The sequence below is a fragment of the Acetatifactor muris genome (genome assembly GCF_024623325.1).
Lineage (GTDB): Bacteria > Bacillota > Clostridia > Lachnospirales > Lachnospiraceae > Acetatifactor > Acetatifactor muris.
Map to the genome: position 1 here is coordinate 1 of NZ_JANJZD010000018.1, position 20,024 is coordinate 20,024.

The 20,024-nt window shown below is 44.7% G+C and carries 27 protein-coding genes; 4 read left to right on the forward strand and 23 right to left on the reverse strand.

Annotated elements, in window-relative coordinates; all coding sequences use genetic code 11:
* Window positions 1–286 precede the first annotated feature (286 nt).
* From dtd to rbr, 3 genes are all read right to left on the reverse strand, one after another.
* On the reverse strand, window positions 287–739 hold the full coding sequence (dtd, locus tag NSB25_RS16710) for a D-aminoacyl-tRNA deacylase (protein WP_103240650.1): 453 nt from the start codon (window positions 737–739) through the stop codon (window positions 287–289).
* The gene (locus NSB25_RS16715; RefSeq protein WP_103240651.1) at window positions 736–2,064 is read right to left on the reverse strand and encodes an AI-2E family transporter; all 1,329 of its coding nucleotides are present in this window, start codon (window positions 2,062–2,064) and stop codon (window positions 736–738) included. Before NSB25_RS16715 ends, dtd begins: the two co-directional genes overlap by 4 nt.
* Window positions 2,065–2,162: 98 nt before the next feature.
* Window positions 2,163–2,768: a rubrerythrin gene (gene rbr / locus NSB25_RS16720; RefSeq protein WP_103240652.1), complete on the reverse strand. Its 606-nt coding sequence runs from the start codon at window positions 2,766–2,768 to the stop codon at window positions 2,163–2,165.
* A gap of 171 nt (window positions 2,769–2,939) precedes the next feature.
* Here rbr and NSB25_RS16725 point away from each other — a divergent pair, with 171 nt between their 5' ends.
* The 4 genes from NSB25_RS16725 (at window position 2,940) to NSB25_RS16740 (ending at window position 5,889) form a co-directional block, all read left to right on the forward strand.
* Window positions 2,940–3,674, forward strand: coding sequence for a tRNA lysidine(34) synthetase (locus tag NSB25_RS16725; protein ID WP_103240734.1), 735 nt, complete (start codon window positions 2,940–2,942; stop codon window positions 3,672–3,674).
* A complete protein-coding gene (locus NSB25_RS16730) occupies window positions 3,661–4,728 on the forward strand; it encodes a tyrosine-type recombinase/integrase (RefSeq protein ID WP_103240735.1) in 1,068 nt (355 codons plus the stop codon). The genes NSB25_RS16725 and NSB25_RS16730 overlap by 14 nt, the downstream gene beginning before the upstream one ends.
* A 164-nt stretch (window positions 4,729–4,892) precedes the next feature.
* Window positions 4,893–5,507, forward strand: coding sequence for a transcriptional repressor LexA (gene lexA, locus NSB25_RS16735; RefSeq protein ID WP_103240653.1), 615 nt, complete (start codon window positions 4,893–4,895; stop codon window positions 5,505–5,507).
* 169 nt (window positions 5,508–5,676) lie between these two features.
* The gene (locus tag NSB25_RS16740; RefSeq protein ID WP_103240654.1) at window positions 5,677–5,889 is read left to right on the forward strand and encodes a DUF378 domain-containing protein; all 213 of its coding nucleotides are present in this window, start codon (window positions 5,677–5,679) and stop codon (window positions 5,887–5,889) included.
* Between the two features lie 80 nt (window positions 5,890–5,969).
* On the opposite strand, the gene rsfS is transcribed toward NSB25_RS16740, so the two are convergent.
* The 20 genes from rsfS to minE form a co-directional block, all read right to left on the reverse strand.
* Window positions 5,970–6,353, reverse strand: a complete 384-nt coding sequence (gene rsfS / locus NSB25_RS16745; protein ID WP_103240655.1) for a ribosome silencing factor — start codon at window positions 6,351–6,353, stop codon at window positions 5,970–5,972.
* Between the two features lie 13 nt (window positions 6,354–6,366).
* Window positions 6,367–6,951, reverse strand: a complete 585-nt coding sequence (gene yqeK, locus NSB25_RS16750) for a bis(5'-nucleosyl)-tetraphosphatase (symmetrical) YqeK (protein ID WP_242982489.1) — start codon at window positions 6,949–6,951, stop codon at window positions 6,367–6,369.
* Window positions 6,935–7,558, reverse strand: coding sequence for a nicotinate-nucleotide adenylyltransferase (nadD, locus tag NSB25_RS16755; RefSeq protein WP_103240657.1), 624 nt, complete (start codon window positions 7,556–7,558; stop codon window positions 6,935–6,937). The genes yqeK and nadD overlap by 17 nt, the downstream gene beginning before the upstream one ends.
* Before the next feature lie 22 nt (window positions 7,559–7,580).
* Window positions 7,581–7,868, reverse strand: coding sequence for a ribosome assembly RNA-binding protein YhbY (gene yhbY, locus NSB25_RS16760; RefSeq protein WP_103240736.1), 288 nt, complete (start codon window positions 7,866–7,868; stop codon window positions 7,581–7,583).
* 11 nt (window positions 7,869–7,879) lie between these two features.
* Complete coding sequence (gene obgE, locus NSB25_RS16765) at window positions 7,880–9,172, reverse strand: GTPase ObgE (protein WP_103240737.1); 1,293 nt, start codon at window positions 9,170–9,172, stop codon at window positions 7,880–7,882.
* A gap of 117 nt (window positions 9,173–9,289) precedes the next feature.
* On the reverse strand, window positions 9,290–9,574 hold the full coding sequence (gene rpmA, locus NSB25_RS16770) for a 50S ribosomal protein L27 (RefSeq protein ID WP_103240658.1): 285 nt from the start codon (window positions 9,572–9,574) through the stop codon (window positions 9,290–9,292).
* A 3-nt stretch (window positions 9,575–9,577) separates the two neighbouring features.
* Complete coding sequence (locus NSB25_RS16775; protein ID WP_103240659.1) at window positions 9,578–9,910, reverse strand: ribosomal-processing cysteine protease Prp; 333 nt, start codon at window positions 9,908–9,910, stop codon at window positions 9,578–9,580.
* Between the two features lie 5 nt (window positions 9,911–9,915).
* The gene (gene rplU, locus NSB25_RS16780) at window positions 9,916–10,221 is read right to left on the reverse strand and encodes a 50S ribosomal protein L21 (RefSeq protein WP_103240660.1); all 306 of its coding nucleotides are present in this window, start codon (window positions 10,219–10,221) and stop codon (window positions 9,916–9,918) included.
* Window positions 10,222–10,416: 195 nt separating this feature from the next.
* On the reverse strand, window positions 10,417–11,058 hold the full coding sequence (locus NSB25_RS16785) for a cytidylate kinase-like family protein (protein WP_172455170.1): 642 nt from the start codon (window positions 11,056–11,058) through the stop codon (window positions 10,417–10,419).
* Between the two features lie 135 nt (window positions 11,059–11,193).
* Complete coding sequence (locus tag NSB25_RS16790; RefSeq protein WP_103240739.1) at window positions 11,194–12,102, reverse strand: RluA family pseudouridine synthase; 909 nt, start codon at window positions 12,100–12,102, stop codon at window positions 11,194–11,196.
* A gap of 47 nt (window positions 12,103–12,149) precedes the next feature.
* Entirely contained in the window at window positions 12,150–12,713 is a 564-nt protein-coding gene (gene lspA, locus NSB25_RS16795; protein ID WP_242982503.1) for a signal peptidase II, read from the reverse strand.
* A gap of 1 nt (window position 12,714) precedes the next feature.
* Window positions 12,715–13,836: a 3-dehydroquinate synthase gene (gene aroB, locus NSB25_RS16800; RefSeq protein ID WP_103240661.1), complete on the reverse strand. Its 1,122-nt coding sequence runs from the start codon at window positions 13,834–13,836 to the stop codon at window positions 12,715–12,717.
* A gap of 76 nt (window positions 13,837–13,912) precedes the next feature.
* Window positions 13,913–14,440, reverse strand: a complete 528-nt coding sequence (locus NSB25_RS16805) for a cell division protein SepF (RefSeq protein ID WP_103240662.1) — start codon at window positions 14,438–14,440, stop codon at window positions 13,913–13,915.
* The gene (locus tag NSB25_RS16810; RefSeq protein ID WP_103240663.1) at window positions 14,437–15,132 is read right to left on the reverse strand and encodes a YggS family pyridoxal phosphate-dependent enzyme; all 696 of its coding nucleotides are present in this window, start codon (window positions 15,130–15,132) and stop codon (window positions 14,437–14,439) included. Before NSB25_RS16810 ends, NSB25_RS16805 begins: the two co-directional genes overlap by 4 nt.
* A gap of 39 nt (window positions 15,133–15,171) precedes the next feature.
* Window positions 15,172–16,572, reverse strand: coding sequence for a biotin/lipoyl attachment domain-containing protein (locus NSB25_RS16815; RefSeq protein ID WP_103240664.1), 1,401 nt, complete (start codon window positions 16,570–16,572; stop codon window positions 15,172–15,174).
* A gap of 119 nt (window positions 16,573–16,691) precedes the next feature.
* Window positions 16,692–17,111 carry a twitching motility protein PilT gene (locus NSB25_RS16820; protein WP_103240665.1) on the reverse strand — a complete coding sequence of 140 codons (420 nt, stop codon included), beginning with the start codon at window positions 17,109–17,111 and terminating at the stop codon, window positions 16,692–16,694.
* Between the two features lie 76 nt (window positions 17,112–17,187).
* Window positions 17,188–18,162, reverse strand: a complete 975-nt coding sequence (locus NSB25_RS16825; protein WP_242982491.1) for a D-alanyl-D-alanine carboxypeptidase family protein — start codon at window positions 18,160–18,162, stop codon at window positions 17,188–17,190.
* 13 nt (window positions 18,163–18,175) lie between these two features.
* Window positions 18,176–18,571: a methylglyoxal synthase gene (locus tag NSB25_RS16830; protein WP_103240667.1), complete on the reverse strand. Its 396-nt coding sequence runs from the start codon at window positions 18,569–18,571 to the stop codon at window positions 18,176–18,178.
* 21 nt (window positions 18,572–18,592) lie between these two features.
* Window positions 18,593–19,705, reverse strand: coding sequence for an FtsW/RodA/SpoVE family cell cycle protein (locus NSB25_RS16835; RefSeq protein WP_103240668.1), 1,113 nt, complete (start codon window positions 19,703–19,705; stop codon window positions 18,593–18,595).
* Between the two features lie 19 nt (window positions 19,706–19,724).
* Window positions 19,725–20,012, reverse strand: a complete 288-nt coding sequence (minE, locus tag NSB25_RS16840; protein ID WP_103240669.1) for a cell division topological specificity factor MinE — start codon at window positions 20,010–20,012, stop codon at window positions 19,725–19,727.
* Window positions 20,013–20,024: the final 12 nt, after the last annotated feature.

Consider the following 20,024-nt stretch of genomic DNA (forward strand, 5'->3'; position numbering starts at 1 on the left):
GGGACGGGTCCCTTGTGGGGTTTGGGGCAAGGCCCCAAGGTCTTAAACTACCTATATCTGCAATTTTCAAGGTTCTTTTGAGCTTATTTTTTTCGGCTCGCTTTTTCATAGATTACTTGACACTACCCGCTTGTTTTATATGTACATATTATATCTCATATTCCGGAAGAAAAACAATTCGACAATCAGAACCATAAGCATGCAAATTATGGCAAAATCTGCACTATGCAGTTTTTAATCTGAAAGCAGTTTACCTGCTCACCTGTTTTTTCACATTTTCGGCAACTTAGTGACAGATTTCTGCAGAGTCAAGAACAATTGTAAAAGGGCCGTCGTTTGTAAGGGCCACTTCCATTTCCGCTCCGAAGACGCCCTCTTCCACCACTGCTATCTCCTGCCTGCATTTATCTACTATATAACGATATAACTGATTTGCCATACAGGGTTCTCCTGCGTTAATAAAGGAAGGCCTGTTTCCTTTCCGGCAGTCTGCATATAAAGTAAACTGTGAGATAATTAACAGCTCACCGGAAACTGACTTCAGATCAAGATTGGTCTTACCGTTTTCATCCTGGAAAATTCTGAGTCCAATCATTTTCTTTATCATTTTATCGGCTGTCTCCACCGTATCACTACTGCCGATACCCGCCAGCACCAGGAACCCCCTGCCGATACTGCCCACTGTACTTCCCTTTGCAGTCACGCTTGCTTTCGAAACTCTCTGTATGACAAATTTCATTGTTTTCCATTCTCCTCTTCCGTATCTGCAGTCCCTGAATGTGTCTTCCTGCGTTTCTTTTCTTTCGGCTGTTTCGCCTTCACCGGTGTCAGGTGGAGACCCTCTTCGTCTATGTACTCTACATTCTCATATTCATCTGACTGACTGGGAAGACTTTTCTTTTTCAGCATACTGTTCACCATAGAGCGTATCGCAGCATAAAGGATGGCAAAAATCGGTACACCCACAATCATTCCCAGAACACCGAACAGCCCCCCGAAAAAAGTAATGGAGAAGATAACCCAGAAACCGGTAAGTCCTGTGGAGCTTCCCAGAATTTTCGGCCCCAGGATATTGCCGTCAAACTGCTGCAGAGCAAGTGCAAAAATTGCAAAATACAGAGCGTTCAGCGGATGCAGCGGATCTACTACAAAAATCAGAATGACGCTGGGAATCGCACCCAGAAAAGGTCCGAAAAAGGGAATGATATTCGTCACACCGATGATCAGACTGATCAGCATTGCATAGGGCGTTCCCATAAGGGTAGTCCCGATAAAACACAGGATGCCGATAATGATGGAGTCTACAATTTTCCCGCTCAAAAAGCCGATAAACGTTCTGTGGGTAAAGCGAAAGTTCCGGATAACAGTATTGGCCGTATTCCTTTCAAATACGGCGTAAACAACCTTCTTGGCCTGGCTGGCAAACTGCTCTTTGCTGGCCAGAACATAAATAGAAATGACAAAACCGATCACAAAATCCCAGAGGACATCCAGTATGCCGATAAAGCTCAGAGAAAGTGTCCTAATCAGACTAGCCGTTTCCGGAAGAAGGTGATTCACCCAGTTTTCAAACTGTTCAGAATATTTGTTCAGTGTCTTCGTCACATAATTCCCGAAATCCTCATTGTCCTCCAGCACCTGCGTAATCCAGCCGCTTACATTATCCACATAGGAGTCGAAATTGTCAATCAGCCCCTGGACACTGGGAACAATCTGGGATACCAGCATGGAAATCAGAATATAAATCAAAGCCACAAACAAAAATGCTGTAATGAGAATTCCCAGTGCCCTGATCACTTTCTTTCGTCTGGCCGATTTCTTTATCTTCCATCTGTCGCAGACAGGAATCAGTATTCTGGCCTCTACGAAATTCAATGCGGGCGTCAGCAGGTATGCCGTCACCAGTCCGAACAGAACCGGCTTCAGAATATCAATGGCTGCACCGACGCCCAGCATGATATTAGAACTGTTAAAAATAAAATAATAAAAGGTAATTCCTGCCGCAATGACAGCAAATGCTGTAAGTCCCCAGTGAAGATATTTGTTGTTGATCTTGAACTTCATGTGTAAATCCCTTCCTGATATGCTTCTTTATCTATCATACTCTCTAATCATCCACATAACAAGTGGGTTTTTACAGAACTTTGTAAATTTATGGGACTTTAACCCTGAAATCGGCCTTCATAGGGTGCCAGTTCAAAGCGAATAAAATAACCTCTGTCATGCTGACAGACCGGACAAATCTGAGGTGCTTTTGTCCCCTTGAAGACGAAACCGCAGTTCAGACACATCCACTCCTCTTCCACGTCCGAGACGAAAAGCTTTCCCTCCCGAAGCAGCTGTGCATACCTGCCGAAGCGATCTCCGTGAATTTTTTCAATCTCCGCTATCTGCAGAAAGGAAGCGGCAATCCGGTCAAAGCCTTCCTGCTTTGCTGTCTGACCAAAAGACTGATAGACGGAATCATGTTCTTCATATTCATTGTGCCGGGCCATGTCCAGCAAATCCGCCATGTTGTCAGAGATGTCCACCGGATATCCGCCATCGATAAAAATCGTATTGCCGGCCATCTCTTTCAGATGCTGATAGAATATTTCTGCATGTTCTTTTTCCTGAGCCGCCGTAAATGCAAAAACGGCGCTTATGACATGGAGGCCATTTTTCTTTGCCTGAGAAGCCGCAAACGTATATCTGTTTCTTGCCTGGCTTTCTCCTGCGAACGCCCGCATCAGGTTATCTTTTGTTGTACTGTTGATAAATTCTGTCATGGGATACTCCTTAGCTTCATTTTATTTCCGTCCACAGACGGATATGTTTCATTTCTCACCATCAGTATGTCCTTCCTGAAATAAATTATAATTAGATATTGTGTTTATTTTCCAAAAATACTACAATGAAAAGGAAAGCTATCATTATACATGGAAAGAACAGGACAAATCATGAAACTTCAGCAGGTATTAAGCTACACACGCAGAGCCGTGGATGATTATCAGATGATTGCACAGGGCGACAGAATCGCCGTGGGCATTTCCGGCGGAAAGGACAGCCTCACCCTTCTGTATGCACTGCACGGATTGAAACGTTTTTATCCGAAACATTTTGAGATTCATGCCGTAACCGTAGATCTGGGGTTCCAGAATCTGGATTTGAGCAGAATCGACGAGCTGTGCAGGGAACTGGACGTGGAGTACACCATTGTGAAAACCGATATTGCACAGATTATCTTTGAAGACCGGAAAGAAGAAAATCCCTGCTCTCTCTGCGCCAAAATGCGCAAAGGCGCCCTGAACCAGGCCATTAAGGAAAACGGGTGCAATAAAGTCGCCTATGCGCATCACAAGGACGACGTGGTGGAAACCATGCTGATGTCACTGATTTACGAAGGACGTTTTCATACCTTTTCCCCTGTCACTTACCTTGACCGGACGGAACTGACCGTCATCAGGCCTCTCATGTATATGAATGAAGCCGATGTCATCGGCTTTGTCCGCAAATACAATGTACCGGTGGTAAAAAGTCCCTGTCCTGCGGACGGGTACACCAGAAGAGAATATGTGAAACAATTGCTCCGCCAGCTGAATCAGGAAAATCCAGGGGTAAAGGAACGGATGTTCACTGCAATTCAGAACGGAAAGATGAAAGGTTGGGAATATGGCTGTAATAAACCGGAATAATTATCATGACGAACAAAACAGACAGAATATCCTGAAAATGCGTGCAGTCCTGGATACCCTTCCCTCTTTCTGCAGACAGTTTTTCAGAGGAATCGAGGAATATACTTCCGCCCGTACCCGTCTGGCTTATGCCTATGATTTGCGGCTTTTTTTTGAATTTCTCCATGAGCGGAATGCAGTTTGTGCCAGAATGGATATCACGGAATATCCCCTCTCCCTGCTGGATCAGCTCACACGTCAGGATATCGAAGAATATCTGGAATACATGACTCTGTACCAGAAGGACGGAAAGGATATCACAAACGCAGAGAGAGGAAAGTCAAGAAAGCTGGCCGCTCTCCGCAGCTTTTACAATTATTTCTATCAGTCGGAAATGATTGCCTCTAATCCGGCCTCTCTGGTGGCCATGCCGAAGCTTCATGATAAGGAGATCATTCGTCTGGAGCCAAATGAGGTGGCCAGACTGCTTGACCAGGTGGAGGATGGAACAAATCTGACCAAAAAGGAAATGGAATATCATAAAAAGACAAAAATCAGAGATGTGGCATTGCTGACCCTGCTTCTGGGCACCGGAATCCGTGTGTCAGAATGTGTGGGACTCGATATCCGGGATGTCAATTTCGATGTGTGCGGTATCAAAATCCGCCGTAAGGGCGGCTATGAGGCTGTGGTGTATTTTGGAGATGAAGTTGAGACCGCACTGCTGGATTATCTGGAGGAAAGAGATCGAATCATTCCTGTGGAGGGACATGAGGATGCACTTTTTCTTTCCCTGCAGAACCGGCGGATAACTGTGCGGGCCGTGGAAAATCTGGTCAAAAAATATGCCTCCAGAGTCACCACACTGAAAAAAATCACGCCTCACAAGCTCAGAAGCACCTACGGAACTTCGCTGTATCAGGAAACAGGGGATATCTATCTGGTGGCGGATGTGCTGGGACACAAAGATGTGAATACCACCAGAAAGCATTATGCCGCCCAGCAGGATGAACGCAGGCGCAGCGCCGCCCGGTATGTTAAGCTTCGAGAAAAACCCCAGCAACACGAACAGTAATCACAAGTATGAATTTCGAACATATTTTTGGAATATATGTTTGCTTTTTTAGTTCTGCTGTGATAAACTGTAAAGGACGGAAGTGACACAATCTGTTTTACTAAGAACAGAATACAATAAAGAAACGGTAAGATTTTTATCAAAATCAGAACGGAGGTAACAATATGCCAGGAAAGATATCACCAAAGCAGCAGGAAATTCTTGACTATATTAAAGAAGAGATACTGAAAAAGGGCTATCCGCCCACGGTCCGTGAAATCTGTGAGACAGTCAGGCTGAAATCCACGTCTTCTGTGCATTCTCATCTGGAGACACTGGAAAAAAACGGTTACATACGCAGAGACCCTACAAAGCCCAGGGCCATAGAGATCTGTGATGAAAGCTTTCAGACAGTCCGCACGGAGATGGTCAGTCTTCCCATTATCGGCAATGTGGCGGCAGGCCAGCCTATTTTTGCAGAGGAAAATATTGTGGATTATTTCCCTGTCCCGGCGGATGTCGTTCCCAAGGGAGAGTCTTTTATTTTGAATGTACGGGGAGATTCTATGATAAATGCCGGGATTTTCAACGGAGACAGAGTCTTTGTCAATTCCTGCAATACCGCCCGGAACGGAGATATTGTGGTGGCTCTCATCGAGGACTCCGCCACGGTTAAGACCTTTTACAAAGAAAACGGTTATATTCGTCTGCAGCCGGAAAATGATACCATGGATCCCATCATTGTGGAAAATTGTCAGATTCTGGGAAAGGTTTTCGGTATCTTCCGTTTTTATCGCTGAGCTATGCTGATTTTTTAGGCTCTCTTCCGATGGCAAGAAAATAAAAAGTTCATTACAGTCAAATCGGGAAAATTTTACATTTTTCCCGCTGCCGGTATATTTCAAAATCTTTTGCAGATATTAATATGGCCGGAACTTTAAATTGCCGTGCAGAAAAGAGGGTAAAAATATGGGAAATAAATTTTTGGATGGTACTGCCCTTACCATTGCCATCATCGGTGCAATAAACTGGGCTCTGATCGGCATATTCCGTTTTGACCTGGTGGCCTTTATATTCGGTGATATGTCGTGGCTTTCCAGGATTGTCTACGCAATTGTAGGTGTCTGCGGATTATATCTGATCAGCTTCTATTTGCATCTTGGCGACCGAAGGGAAGCGTAACTTTCAGCAAACTGAAATCAAAATGATTCGAAAAAAGGAAGCCTTACCGCTTCCTTTTTTCTTATCTTCCTTATCTTAACTTATCCTTTAAATTCGTCTGTATCTATCTGCTTTCCATCTCTCCAGATGCGTTCCAGATCATACAGAAATCTGTTTTCTCTGTCAAAAACATGCACAATCACATCGCCAAAATCCATGAGAATCCAGTTTGCCGTTTTATAACCTTCCGTCTGCTTTTCCGGGTATCCGGCACGGCCCAGTGTCTCCAGCACATTATCGCAGAGGGCCTGAATCTGATTCTTATTGGCGCCTCCTGCAATGATAAAGTAGTCGGCAATCACGGAGACTTCACTTATGTCTATTACCCGGATATCTTCTGCCTTTTTATCTTCCAGTGCCTGAATGGCCAGCCTGGCCATCTTTTTTGAATTCCTGTTTTCCTCTGCAGCTTTTTGCTTTTCCATAATATATACCCTCTTATTGTTTCTTTTTACTGTAATATTTTCTGGTTTCTTCTGTCATGGGATCAATATCTCCTCCGGATATTTCCAGATAGCTTAAAGTGTCCTCCAGAATTTTCAACAGTGCTCCGTCCAGGTCAAGGAATGCCATTTTTCTGATTTCCGCCAGATTCGGTGCATGTTTTCTGCCTGGCTCAATGTAGTCGGCCACAAAAACAATCTTCTCCAGAAGGCTCATTTCCTTTCTTCCTGTAGTATGGTTCTGAATGGCATTCAATATATCCTGATTCTTTACACCATATTTTTTCCTGGCGAGATATGCGCCTGCCTTTGCGTGCAGCAGAAAAGGATTCTTTCTCTCTACCTTTGATATGGGAATATGATGCTTCTCACATATTTTCAGGCGCTTCTTGTCCGACAGACATTTTGCACAGTCATGAAGCAGTCCGGCAGCCTGCGCATCACAGACATTGCCCCCATAGCGCATGGCCAGTGCGGCAGCCGTATATTCCACTCCCAGAGTATGCTCATATCTGTCTCCGTCCTGCACTTTCTCCATTGCTTTTCTCAGTTTTTTCAGGCTGTTATTCGTTTTTTTCACGGTAAAAACCCTTTTCATTTATATAGTTTAACACTTTGTCAGGCACCAGATACTTTACACTGAATCCCCCTGCAATCCGACGGCGTATTTCCGTGGAAGAGACAGACATACTCACAAAAGGTACCAGCATAATTTCCGCTTTGAACTTTTGCTCCAGTTCATATTTCTTTTTTTCCATCTCTGCCAGACTGATTTCATCTCTCACTGCCGCCGCCAAAATGCAGGCATCAAAAATCCTCTGAGGATTCTTCCAGTTTTCGATGCTGAAAAGGCAGTCTGCACCAACAATAAAAAAGAATCTGTTCCGGGGGTACAGCTGTTTCAGCTGTTCCAGGGTTTCATAGCTGTAAGTATGCCCCTCTCTCTTCACTTCCAGGTCACTGCTTCTGAAAAGCGGATGATCTGCCACGGCAAGCTCTGTCATCCGAAGCCTTTCCCTTCCCGGCAGGACTTCTGCGGAATCCTTGAGATAAGGACATCCCGTGGGCATAAACCATACTTCGTCCAGTGCCAAAGCATCCAAAACCCATTCCGCCAGTATCAAATGTCCTATATGAATGGGATTAAAGGTACCTCCAAGGATACCGATCTGTTTCTCGTTCATCATATTCTGTTCCTGAGTGGACTGTTTATGGTAAAATGATTTTCGGCTTATCCTTGTCCGGTTTATATAGCACAAATCTTTTGCCAATCACATGTACCACCTGTGAATGGGTTCTGTCTGCCACCATAGCTGCTATCTCACCCGGATCATCAAAGCAGTTTTTCAGTACAGCCACTTTGATCAGTTCGTTTTTGTGAAAGGCTTCTCTGATTGCCTCGGTCAGTTCCGGTGTCAGACTGCTTTTTCCCACCTGAAAAATCGGGTTTAAGTTGCTTGCCAAACTCTTTAAATATGCTCTCTGCTTACTTGTCATCATTTTCTACCCTACTTATAATAATCAAAAGAATGCCCGTATAATCGAACGGTGTCTCCATCCTCAATTCCAAGTTGTTCCAGCTGTTCCAGAATGCCTGAGGTCTTCAGAAACTCCTGGAAAAATGCGAATCCTTTTTCACTTTCCAGATTGGTATACCCCAGCATTTTTTCCACACTGGGTCCCTCCACCACATACTCGTCATTGCTCTGGTCATATTCCACTGTATAAGGTTCATCCAGCTGCTTCAGCCTCGCCGCCTCTGCATCATACTCCGGTTCAAATACAGTTATCTCGTCTCCCAGTTCCTGCAGCATTTCATTTACATGATACAGAAGATCTCTGACCCCTTCCCCGCTGACTGCGGAAATTGGATAAACAGGAATTCCCTTCGGCTCAAATTTTTCCCGGATCCTTTTCAATGCACTGTCTTCTCTGTCATAAATTGCATCTATTTTATTGGCTGCAATAACCTGCGGCCGCATTGCGATATCCGGATTATATGCCTCCAGCTCTTTATTGATAGCGCAGATATCTTCTAAGGGGTCTCTTCCCTCTGTTCCGGCGGCATCCACAATGTGAATCAGCACCTTCGTACGCTCGATATGGCGAAGAAATTCGTGCCCAAGCCCTACACCCTCGGAGGCACCTTCAATCAATCCCGGAATATCTGCAATCACAAAGCCCTTCGTGTCATCCAGATCTACCACCCCCAGATTGGGATTCAATGTGGTAAAATGATAGTTTGCAATTTTAGGCTTCGCATTGGTGACACGGGCCAGAAAAGTTGACTTGCCCACATTGGGAAGTCCTACCAGCCCTACATCTGCAATCACTTTCAGCTCCAGCAGAAGTTCCAGCTCCTTTGCCGGCTTTCCCGGCTGTGCGTACATGGGAGCCTGCATGGTACTGGTTGCATAGTGCTGATTTCCGCTGCCGCCCCTTCCGCCCTTCAAAAGTGTCACTTCACGATTCTCTCCGGACATATCTACAATCACCTGTCCGCTCTCTGCTTCCCTGATGACGGTGCCCGGCGGAACCTTAATGACAATGGACTTTCCGTCTTTTCCCCTGCAGTTTTTCTTGCCTCCCGGCTCTCCGTCCCCGGCCTTGTATTTCCGGGTACTGCGAAAATCAATCAGCGTATTTAAACCTTCGTCTACTCGGAAGATAACGTCTCCGCCCTTTCCGCCGTCTCCGCCGTCAGGCCCTCCTGCAGGCACAAATTTCTCATGGCGAAAAGAAACATGACCGTCTCCACCCTTTCCGCTCCTCACATATATTCTGGCTCTGTCTGCAAACATTCTGCACCTCTGCTCTTTCTGATTCGTTAAGCAGCCAAACAGGGAATACTTTCTTCGCTGCTGATATATAAAAAACATGGACCCCAAACAATGCGTTTGGAGTCCATCGAATCTGCATTATTTCTCTACAGGATAAACAGAAGCTTTCTTCTTGTCTCTTCCTTTTCTCTCAAAACGAAGAACTCCGTCAACCAGGGCAAACAGGGTATCGTCTCCGCCGATTCCCACATTCACACCGGGATGAATCTTCGTTCCGCGCTGTCTGTAAAGAATATTTCCTGCCTTTACGAACTGACCGTCAGCTCTCTTCGCACCTAATCTCTTGGACTCGGAATCTCTGCCGTTCTTGGTGGAACCAACTCCCTTTTTATGAGCGAAAAATTGAAGGTTCATATGAAACATGGCTTACACCTCCTCAAATTTTACTTGTAAATATTTTCTGCCGTATTCCCTGCTTAAATTTTCCAGAGAAAATATCATGGAATCCATCAGAAAACTTGACTTTTCCTGCAAAACACCCTCAAAAATACATTTGAGGAAGCCCGTGCTCTCATCTGCTGTAAGCTGAATCCGTTCCCCTGCCAACTCTTCCAGCGAATTGACAGTTCCGATGGTAAGAGCCGAAACAGCGGCACACAATATATCGGGGCGACCGGCCTTCGCGTATTCTGCATGTCCCATACAGTAGAAACCTCTGTAGGAACCCTTTCTGTCTCTTTGAATCACTACTGTTGTCATCAGCCTTATGCATTGATCTTGTCGATCTTAACTTTTGTGTAGGCTTGTCTGTGACCATTTTTCTTGTGGTAGCCGGTTTTTCTCTTGTATTTGTATACAATAACCTTTTTACCCCTGCCCTGCTCCATAACGGTTGCAGAGACGGTTGCATTTGCAACATCTTCGCCAACCTTCAGGCTCTCGTCACTTACTGCGACAACATGGTCAAATGTAACAGCGTTACCAGCCTCAACATCCAGCTTTTCTACTTTGATGACATCGCCTTCCGAAACCTTGTACTGCTTTCCACCTGTTGCAATAATTGCGTACATATTCAGGCACCTCCTTTATGAACAAACTGTTCATTTACTCGCTGACTTTGGTGATATCCGACCATAGTCTGTACAGATATACTTATACCTGGTCATGCGGCATAAAATGCATATATCACATACCACACACTGCATCTGTGTGTATGTTATACACATACCTGTATATAATACATGGAATACCTGAATTTGTCAATCCTAATTGGCTGCTTTCTTATAATTTTTCTTCTCGAAATCTTCCACATACTGGGTGATCAGCTTTACAGTACCCTCCACACCCAGCACGCTGCTGTTGATGCACAGATCATAGCTGTCTGCCCGTCCCCATTTCTTGGAGGAATAATAGTTATAGTAACTCTGACGCTGCTTATCCTTCTTGATCATCATGTCCTTTGCCTTGGCTTCCGTCAGGCCATATAATTCCATGACACGCTTAATTTTGCACTCTTCGTTTCCGAATATAAACAGGTCGATTACATTTGCTCTGTCGGCAAGGGCATAATCAGCACAGCGCCCCACGATTACGCAGGGACCTTCATCTGCAATTTTTTTGATTGTATCAAACTGCGCCAGAAACACTTTATGGCTGATGGGCATATCCACAAAGGAGGAATTGTTATAGCCAAAAGAGTAGGTGTCCATCACCAGATTGTACAGAAATGAATTGGTAGGCCGCTCGTCATGATTCTGTATCATTTCCTCACAGAAACCGCTTTCCTTTGCAGCTCTGGTCAGAAGATCCTTGTCATAATATTTGATATCAAAATATTCGGCTACTTTCTGTCCTATTTCACGTCCTGCTGAGCCATATTGTCTTCCGATTGTAATTACTGTATTCATACCGATACCTCTCTTCTTTTCAGAGTATAAAAGCAATTGGGAATAATTACTGCTTTTACCTGGTTTTATTATACAACAATTAGAAGATTTACACAACAGGAAATCAGAATGCAGCTTTTACTTTTGATTTCTCATTTATAGAATTCCCAGTAAATGCTCAAAATACGCCGGAAGGGGCGCATCCACTTCCACATAATCTCCGGTTGCAGGATGCCGGAATCCAAGAGTCTTTGCGTGCAGTGTCTGTCCCTGCAGGCGAAAACCTGACTTTAGCCCCGCATATACTTCATCTCCCAGCAGCGGATGGCCGATGCTGGCCATATGAACTCGAATCTGATGTGTTCTGCCTGTCTCCAGCACACACTCAATGTAGGTAAAACGTTCAAAGCGTCTGAGAACACGATAATGTGTCACCGCGGATTTTCCGTTTTTTTCGTTGACTGCCATCTTCTTTCTATCAGAGGGGTGTCTTCCTATGGGCCGGTCAATGGTTCCCGCGTTATCCTTCAGCACCCCGTGGCAAATGGCATGATAGCGCCTTGTAATGGTATGTTCTTTCAGTTGCGCTGCAATACAGTTATGAGCCGTATCATTTTTACATACAATGACAGAACCTGTGGTATCCTTGTCAATCCGGTGGACAATGCCTGGCCGCATACTTCCGTTTATTCCTGACAGCTCATCCCCGCAGTGATACATCAGCGCATTTACCAATGTACCGCTGTAATGTCCTGCAGCCGGGTGCACCACCATTCCCTTGGGCTTATTTACCACAATGATATCTCTGTCTTCGTACAAAATGTCCAGAGGAATCTTTTCCGGAGCAATATCAGGCTTTACCGCATCCGGAAGGAAAAATTCTATGCTGTCCTCCGATTTTACCCGATAGCTTCCTTTTACAGAAACACCATTTACCTTCACAGCTTCCTCACGAATCAATTTCTGAATAAAAGAGCGCGACAAAGAGTCGATAAGCATTACAAGACACTTATCGATTCTCTCATCCTCCATCTCTTCTCCTATTTCAAAGCGAAACTCATTCATTTGTCTGTACTCTGTCTTTTCATTCTGTATACAGCCATTCCCGCAGGTCATTCTACCGCTTTCTTACGCTTTCTGCTCAAGAATTCCAGATCTTCATCCTTATATACAAACATAAATATAAAAAACAGAACGACAGCAGATACCACGATATAGCAGTCTGCCACATTGAACACGGGGTAGTCAATCAATACAAACGCGATAAAATCCACCACGAAATCAAAGCGAATTCTGTCAATCATATTCCCCAGTGCCCCGGCAATTACCGCGGCAAGCAGAAGATGTGTTATACGGAATTTCTTCTGCTCAGGCAGTCTGAACAACACAAAGAGGATTGCTCCCAGCAGCAGAAAACCGAGAAGCAGAATAAATCCCTTCTTCTGCTGGAACAGGCTGAATGCCATACCGGTATTTTCCACATACTGCAGCTCCAGCACACCGTCAATCAGAATAATACCGGAAGTACCCTTCAGGCGGGTAAGTGCCAGATATTTTGTAAACTGGTCCAGAATCAGCAGTCCTGTCATAACCGCAAAATCCAGGATCAGCATTTTCATCTTCTCTCCAGAAAGTCCCGTTTTCCCGGAGTTCTTTCCGGAATATTCCTCTTTCATATTACTCACATGCATCCTCTTCACTGTAATAGATTTCATTGATGGCAGTCAGAAGCTCCTCATCCGTTACGGTATTGTCAAGGACGGCCCTGCCAATCTTCTTCAGAAGTACAAATTTAATCCTGCCGGATTCCATTTTCTTGTCAGACTTCGTCAGTCGCAGTATTTCCTTCGGATCAATATTTTCTATGGAAATGGGCAGGTAAAAAGGTACAAACATGTCCCGAATTTCGTAATATTCCTCCATGGAAAGCAATTCCCGTTTCCAGGAAATACAGGCGGCGGCAACCATCCCCAAGGCCACACATTCTCCATGATATAATTCGAAATTCTTCGCCTTTTCGATGGCATGTCCCACCGTATGTCCAAAATTCAGCAGTGCCCTGTCCCCCTGCTCCAGAGGATCTTTTTCCACCACCTGCTTTTTTATCGTACAACTGCGCATCATCATTTCCTGAAGCACATCCAGATCGCGCTCGCAGATTTCATACATTTTCTCAAGCAGCCATTCGTAAAACAGGGCATCCCTGATCAGTCCATGCTTCATAACTTCCGCAAATCCCGAAAAGAACTGCCTGTTCTCCAGAGTCTGCAGAGTGGACAGATTCATATAGACCAGCCGCGGCATTTTAAAGGCACCTACCATATTTTTATAGCCGTCAAAATCAACCCCCGTTTTTCCTCCGATACTGCTGTCCGCCTGGGCCAGAAGCGTGGTGGGAAGCTGTATATAATCAATGCCCCGCAGATAAGTAGCTGCAGTGTAACCGGTAATATCCCCCGTCACACCTCCCCCAAGGGCCAGCAGCAGGTCTTTCCGGTCAAATCCTTCTTCTATCAGAAAACGATAGATTTCCTTTACCGTATCCAGAGTTTTATGCTCTTCCCCCTCAGGAAAGACATACTTTACCGCCTTGCCGTCCCCTTCCTGACTGTGTGTACGGAGTAGGCTCAGTACTTCCTCCCCATAAATCGCATCTACTTTGGAATCCGTGACAATACAAATCCTTCTGTTCTCATACCCCAGAGCCGTAAGCTCCTGCCACAGTTCGGCAAAAGAACGGGAAAACACTATATCATAGCAAGGTTTTTTCTGATATAAAACCGGTAATCTCTCTGACATTCTCTCTCACCTCTTTTGTCAGGTTTCTCGCCTGTTACAGTCATTATTCTCTGCTCAGCTGTTCATCCTTTTTCTGTCAGCTGTTCAGCGGCATTTCAAAGGAATCACTGAAAATATCCTGGAAGTCTCCCGAGATATCCACACTGGAAGGTGTAATAATAAAGATATAATGGGAAATCTTCTGAAGGTTTCCGGATATGGCATAACAGGAACCGCTGGTAAAATCAATAATCCGCTGAGCGATATCCACATCCAGTCCTTCCAGATTCAGTACAACGGTACGGTTTGCCAGGAGTGTCTCTGTTATTTCTCTGGCATCTTCCACAGAGGTAGGTTTGATGACACAGACTTCCATACCGCCGCTCACCATTTTCCTTGTACTGGCCTGCTTAATCGGTGTGATTTTGCCGGGTGCCGTCCTCCGGGAGGCTGGCAGGGCAGGTTCATCTTCATAATCATCCATATCTCTTTCTCTTGCCTTTGACCTTCTCGGCGCGGGAACGGGATCTGTATCTTCTTCATCCAGATAGTCATCATCGTAGTACTCATCGTCATCTTCGCCGTTTAACTTCATGTAATTCAAAAACTTGTCCATTACGCTCATAATTCAATCCCACGCCTTTCACCGAAAATGCCGGTACCAACTCTCACACAGGTGGCTCCCTCTTCTATTGCCACAGAATAATCTCCTGTCATACCCATTGACAAAATATCCATGCTAACATTATCAATGTTTTTTTGCCTTATGTCAACAGACAATTGTTTTAATCTGCGAAAATACGGGCGATTCTCTTCCGCATCTTCCGTAAAGGGTGCTATGGTCATCAGTCCTCTGATATGTACCGCAGGCAGTGCCGCTATCCTGGAGACAAGCACAGGCGCTTCTTCCACACTGACACCATACTTGCTGGATTCTCCGGCCACATTTACTTCAATTAAGATATCTGTTTCTGTCTTTTGTTTCATTGCCTCACGGCTGATTTCTTCCGCAAGACGCAGCGAATCCACACTGTGAATGAGAGCCACTTTCCCCACAATATATTTCACTTTGTTTCTCTGCAGATGGCCAATCATATGCCATCGAATATCGGAAGGCAGCTCCTGCATCTTGTCCAGCAGCTCCTGCACTTTATTTTCGCCAAAGTCCCTTATACCTGTATCATATGCCTCTCCCAGGCTGGAAACAGGTTTTGTCTTGCTGACGGCAATCAATGTCACTTCACCAGGGTCACGCCCGGCTTTCCTGCCGGAATCTGCCATACTTTTTTTCACGGCTTCTAAATTTTCCCGTATCATTTCAATTCCTCCGGTTTCTCTTCAACCTTATCGCATCTGTTACTTCTGGTTGATAAACTGATCATCCCTTACAGATTCCGCATTCAGTGCAATATAGTCATAGACGCTTAGTCCATATTTTGTGTTGGGCTTTACAATGGCATATTCATCATTCTGGTACAGAATGGTAATCTGCTTGAAATCCGCATATCCTTTATTCATATTATAAACACCGATTAGTGTGGCTCTCTTACTTACCGCATAAGTTTCCTGTCCATCTGTGGAGTACAGAATGTCTCCTGTATTCAGTATGGAACTGTCCAGATAATATTCCTTTGACTGACTGTCAAAAAAGTATACTTCCGTCTCAAGCGTCTCCTGGGCAATGGTGCCGTCATCCAGATAATACTGCCTGACAATACTGTCCCCGCCGTTATTGCCGCCCGGAGAGACAAAATTCTCCGGAATCAGGAAAAATTCCTTCTGTACGATAGAGGATACCGGAATCTTCAACCCTGTTTCATCCTCCACGATCAGTTCTATATCCAGAAATCGGTCTGTCATAAACGTTACCAGAGAATTGGTAAAAGTAAGCTGCAGATATGTATTCCCGTCTCCGCCGGTGAACAGTTCCGTGGCGCCCCAGGACTCATACCCGTTCTTGAGAAAACGAACTTTGACATATCCTTCTTCCTGCAGTTCTGCACCTCTGACCGGCTCAATGGGAATCACAACAGACCAGTTTTCATTGGTTGAAAGTTTATACACGGCATCCCCTGCCGCCAGCAGAGCGTTTCCTGTCATTCTCTTTTTTTCATAGGTCTCATCTTCTTCCCAGATCTGAGCCGTAATATCCTGCGCCGTCAGGTTTTCATAGCCGTCTGTCCAGTAGGCCACAATCCCTGTGACCGGTGCAAAAGAACGATTCATGATGCTGACGCCGGCAGCATTGCTCAGCTCGTCCACACTCTGCAGCATATTTATCCCTGCCAGCTTCAACACTGTGTTTTTCAGGGAGTATTTGAAATCATAGATACTGTCATAACGATTTGCTTCAAAGCCATGGGCAAAATTGACAATTTCACTGCGGAATTCGGCAAGCTCTTTATCGGAGAGAGAATTTTCTCCCAGATTCATACTCTCCAGCTCTTCATTGAGCCTGCCTGTCTCATCCACGATATACACCAGATCATTTTTGGCCACACGTTCCCCTTCTCTGGCATAATAATTCACATATCCGGTTTCCTGGGCGTAGACCACAGTCTCATCGCGCAGGATGACTCCCCGGTAAATTGTATCGGCGGCAAGTGATCCCTCCTTCACCTCATATCGCACAATATGGCTGGTCTGAAAATACATGATAACACAGATAACCACATAAATGAAAATAACGCTGAAAATAATCATGCCGATATTCAGATTCAGAGGTTTTCGGTATTTTTTAATTTTGCTTTTCGCCACTCTCCCGCCTCCATATAAAAGCCCCGGCAAATTGTTCCGAGGCTTTCATGCGTAACCATTTTCCATTTTCCTGTTAAGCTCCGTGCCACAATTCTCCTGCCGCACGAAGAATCAATCCCCTACAGGGATACGATAATTTTATCTTTCCATCCAGCTGGAATCTCCGTCTCATCCAAAGAGATACTTAAAATAAAGTTCACGTCAAATATTTTACTGAGTTTTTCCAATTTTTCCAATGTGGGTGTAATATCCTGATCTTCCAGGCATGCAATTCTCAAAAAACTGTCAAAATACACCTGCTGCAGATCGTGATCCTGTGAAATAATACCACTTACAAAACCAATAAATTCATTACTGCTCTCAATCATGAACTGCGAAATATCAATCAGGCGTACTTTATTGTTCAGCTCAAACATATGCTTTTTACTTTTATCCAGATATGCGATATTACCTGAAATTTCCTTGATTTCGCTGTTCACCTTATCCAATAGCTGCTTTGTCTTACCTTTACCCTTTTTGCCTACAATTAACTGAACCATTGGAAACCCTCCTATAGTATTAATATTATATTACCCTAATAATCATTATAAGGGAAACATGTTCAAAAAACAACCTCTATTTGTGAATCTCACCAAGTAATTCCTGCATACCGCTATACAGAGCCTCTCCCCCTTCAGCGCGCAGAATAACGGAAATATAGGGAGAACCGTTTTCATCTCTGGAAAGAAGGATCAGACAGTTCCCGGCAGCATTTGTGGTTCCGGTCTTCCCGCCGATTACTGTCACATTGGCGGGAGGCTGATAATTTCCCCGCAGGAAGAGATTTGTCGTCTGCTTATCAAAGGGCTTTTCCTTACCGTCCTTGTCGTAGAATACTGTCTGATAACTGGACATATGTATGATTTCGTTAAAAGTATCGTATTTGATGGCTTCCTTGAATATCAGGTACAAATCGTATGCCGTCGTGTAATGCTCGGAATCCGTAAGTCCATGAGGATTCATGAAGTTTGTATTTGTGGCGCCCAGTGAATATGCCTTTTCATTCATCATTTCCACAAAATGTTCCACGCTTCCACCGATATTTTCCGCAATCATCATGGCGACATCGTTGGATGAATACACGAGCAGAATGCGAAGCGCCTGATCCAGCGTCATGGTATCTCCGCTTTTCAGTCCGCACAGCACGGCTCCCGATTCTGTGATATTGACTGCATTTGTTGCCGTCAGCGTCTGATTCAGCTGACCGTTTTCCAATGCCACAAGGGCTGTCATCACCTTTGTCAGGCTGGCTGGCTGCAGACGTTCATGAACATTTCTGGCATAGATTACTTTCTTCTCATCCAGGCCGAACAGAGCCGCAGCACCTGTCAGAGACATGTCCGGGCTGTCCTCTTCTGCCACATTTCCTGCCGTTACACACAAATTTGCCGCAAAAGGTGCCGCCGTCCTTGTATCCTGTCTGGAGACTACATTGAAACTGCTGACATCATAGTCCACATGATAAGCCATATCATAAGACAGATTTCCACACCCGGTAAAACACAGAATGGTCAGCAGCACGGCTGCCATAGCGCCTTCCTTTTTTCTCACTGCTTTTTTTTCTCTATTTGTACATTTCACGCCACTCTAAATCCCCTCTGTCCAGAGCCTTGATCAACAGTTCCGCACTTGCCAGATTTGTTGCCAAAGGAATATTATGCGTATCACACAGCCGCACCACATTATTTACATCCGGCTCATGCTTTTTCGGATTCAGCGGATCCCGAAGAAATATTACCAGATCCATCTCATTATTCTCAATCTGTGCTCCAATCTGCTGCTCACCTCCCAGATGTCCGGCCAGGCATTTGTGAATGTTCAGATTGGTAACTTCCTCAATCAGACGCCCTGTGGTACCTGTGGCATATAATTCGTTTTTGCTCAAAATTCCCCTGTACGCAATGCAGAAATTCTGCATCAGTTTCTTTTTTGCATCATGTGCTATCAGCGCAATGTTCATAAGAGTACCTCCACGTATTTTCTACTGTTTTGTCTTTTTTGCCTGAAGTCTAACGTTCAGTACAAACCCCATTCCGATATACAAACTAAGCAATGATGTCAGCCCATAACTGACGAAGGGAAGTGTAAGTCCCGTTGTGGGCAGAATAAAGGTTGCCACACCGATATTGAAAAAACTCTGAAAGGCCACCAAGCCCCCCATGCTGGCCCCGATAATTGTACCGGCTACATCCCTGGACTTCCGCGCCACAGAAATACATTCAAGAGAAACGCCGAACAGAAGAACAATCACTGTGATACTGCCCTTAAATCCAAACTCTTCTCCGATCACGGAAAAAATAAAGTCCGTCTCTGCCTCCGAAAGAAAATTACCATTTTTTACGGAGGTAATCTCATTGTTCTTATACCCTTTTCCGTCCAGCTGGCCCGAGGCAATGGCTTTCACGGAATTCAGCTGCTGGTATGCATAGGTGGTTGAATATTCCTGTGGATTGACAAATGCCAGTATCCGATTCTTCTGATTATCTGTCAGTAGATCATTGTTCGGCTGCAGCGCCAGCGAAATCAACAGCGCTACCGCAGGAATTGCAACCGCCAATACTGCAAATACCAGTTTCAGACTGATACCGCCTGCGAACATAATGATGCAGAAAATAACCAGCAGCACCATACTGGTAGATAAATCCGGCTGTTCCCACACCAGAATCCACGGCAGAGCAAACATGACAATACAGGAAGTGATAATGAGTACGGTATTTAATTTCTTCCTATGATTCATAATAAACTGTGCAAAGAATAAAATCAACAAAATTTTTGCAGTTTCTGAAGGTTGAAATTGCAGACCACCTATTTTCAGCCAGCGTGTCGCCCCTTTTACATTTACTCCAAACTGCCAGACCGCCGCCAGCAGCACCAGATTACCCACATACATAAACCAGTAAAGCTTTAAAAGCAGCGTATAGTCCAGAAAAGAAATCACAGTCATCAGAAACACACCTGCCAATACGGCAAACAACTGTCTCGACTGCAGAGATTCCTCCGCGCTGCCGATTGCAACAATTCCAATAACTGAAAGCGTGAGTATCATCAATACCAGTTTAAAATCATAATCACGTATCCTGTATCTTTTAAACATAATTTCCTCTGTTTATTTCCTATTCCGAATTCTTCTCCGTCTGTTGGGCAGGTACATCCATGATCGGAATATTTGCATAAAGTACCGGCATTTTGCCGCCTCTTCCCGATTTACTGCCCTTTGTATTTATCTGGATATCCATATTATCCGAATCTATTTTCATGTATTTTGACAAAACCTTTGCGATGTCGGTTTTAATCAGCTCCATTACCTCCGGAGAACAGTTTACTCTGTCCGAAATCAACAAAATTTTCAATCTGTCCTTTGCTATCTGGCAGGAGCTTTTTCTGCGAAAAAAATGTCTCATTTCACGCCCCCC

Bases quoted from the DNA above. Each gene is read 5' to 3' on its own strand.
- NSB25_RS16830 (WP_103240667.1), bottom strand. From the start codon at position 18,571: ATGAACATTGCGCTGATAGCACATGATGCAAAAAAGAAACTGATGCAG.
- NSB25_RS16810 (WP_103240663.1), bottom strand. From the start codon at position 15,132: ATGATACGGGAAAATTTAGAAGCCGTGAAAAAAAGTATGGCAGATTCC.
- rpmA (WP_103240658.1), bottom strand. From the start codon at position 9,574: ATGTTTCATATGAACCTTCAATTTTTCGCTCATAAAAAGGGAGTTGGT.
- NSB25_RS16740 (WP_103240654.1), top strand. From the start codon at position 5,677: ATGGGAAATAAATTTTTGGATGGTACTGCCCTTACCATTGCCATCATC.
- NSB25_RS16790 (WP_103240739.1), bottom strand. From the start codon at position 12,102: ATGAATGAGTTTCGCTTTGAAATAGGAGAAGAGATGGAGGATGAGAGA.
- aroB (WP_103240661.1), bottom strand. From the start codon at position 13,836: ATGTCAGAGAGATTACCGGTTTTATATCAGAAAAAACCTTGCTATGAT.
- nadD (WP_103240657.1), bottom strand. From the start codon at position 7,558: ATGATGAACGAGAAACAGATCGGTATCCTTGGAGGTACCTTTAATCCC.
- obgE (WP_103240737.1), bottom strand. From the start codon at position 9,172: ATGTTTGCAGACAGAGCCAGAATATATGTGAGGAGCGGAAAGGGTGGA.
- NSB25_RS16835 (WP_103240668.1), bottom strand. From the start codon at position 19,705: ATGTTTAAAAGATACAGGATACGTGATTATGATTTTAAACTGGTATTG.
- lexA (WP_103240653.1), top strand. From the start codon at position 4,893: ATGCCAGGAAAGATATCACCAAAGCAGCAGGAAATTCTTGACTATATT.
- yhbY (WP_103240736.1), bottom strand. From the start codon at position 7,868: ATGACAAGTAAGCAGAGAGCATATTTAAAGAGTTTGGCAAGCAACTTA.
- rbr (WP_103240652.1), bottom strand. From the start codon at position 2,768: ATGACAGAATTTATCAACAGTACAACAAAAGATAACCTGATGCGGGCG.
- minE (WP_103240669.1), bottom strand. From the start codon at position 20,012: ATGAGACATTTTTTTCGCAGAAAAAGCTCCTGCCAGATAGCAAAGGAC.
- NSB25_RS16785 (WP_172455170.1), bottom strand. From the start codon at position 11,058: ATGAATACAGTAATTACAATCGGAAGACAATATGGCTCAGCAGGACGT.
- NSB25_RS16820 (WP_103240665.1), bottom strand. From the start codon at position 17,111: ATGGTTCAGTTAATTGTAGGCAAAAAGGGTAAAGGTAAGACAAAGCAG.
- lspA (WP_242982503.1), bottom strand. From the start codon at position 12,713: ATGAAAGAGGAATATTCCGGAAAGAACTCCGGGAAAACGGGACTTTCT.
- NSB25_RS16715 (WP_103240651.1), bottom strand. From the start codon at position 2,064: ATGAAGTTCAAGATCAACAACAAATATCTTCACTGGGGACTTACAGCA.
- NSB25_RS16725 (WP_103240734.1), top strand. From the start codon at position 2,940: ATGAAACTTCAGCAGGTATTAAGCTACACACGCAGAGCCGTGGATGAT.
- rsfS (WP_103240655.1), bottom strand. From the start codon at position 6,353: ATGGAAAAGCAAAAAGCTGCAGAGGAAAACAGGAATTCAAAAAAGATG.
- rplU (WP_103240660.1), bottom strand. From the start codon at position 10,221: ATGTACGCAATTATTGCAACAGGTGGAAAGCAGTACAAGGTTTCGGAA.
- NSB25_RS16805 (WP_103240662.1), bottom strand. From the start codon at position 14,440: ATGAGCGTAATGGACAAGTTTTTGAATTACATGAAGTTAAACGGCGAA.
- NSB25_RS16775 (WP_103240659.1), bottom strand. From the start codon at position 9,910: ATGACAACAGTAGTGATTCAAAGAGACAGAAAGGGTTCCTACAGAGGT.
- dtd (WP_103240650.1), bottom strand. From the start codon at position 739: ATGAAATTTGTCATACAGAGAGTTTCGAAAGCAAGCGTGACTGCAAAG.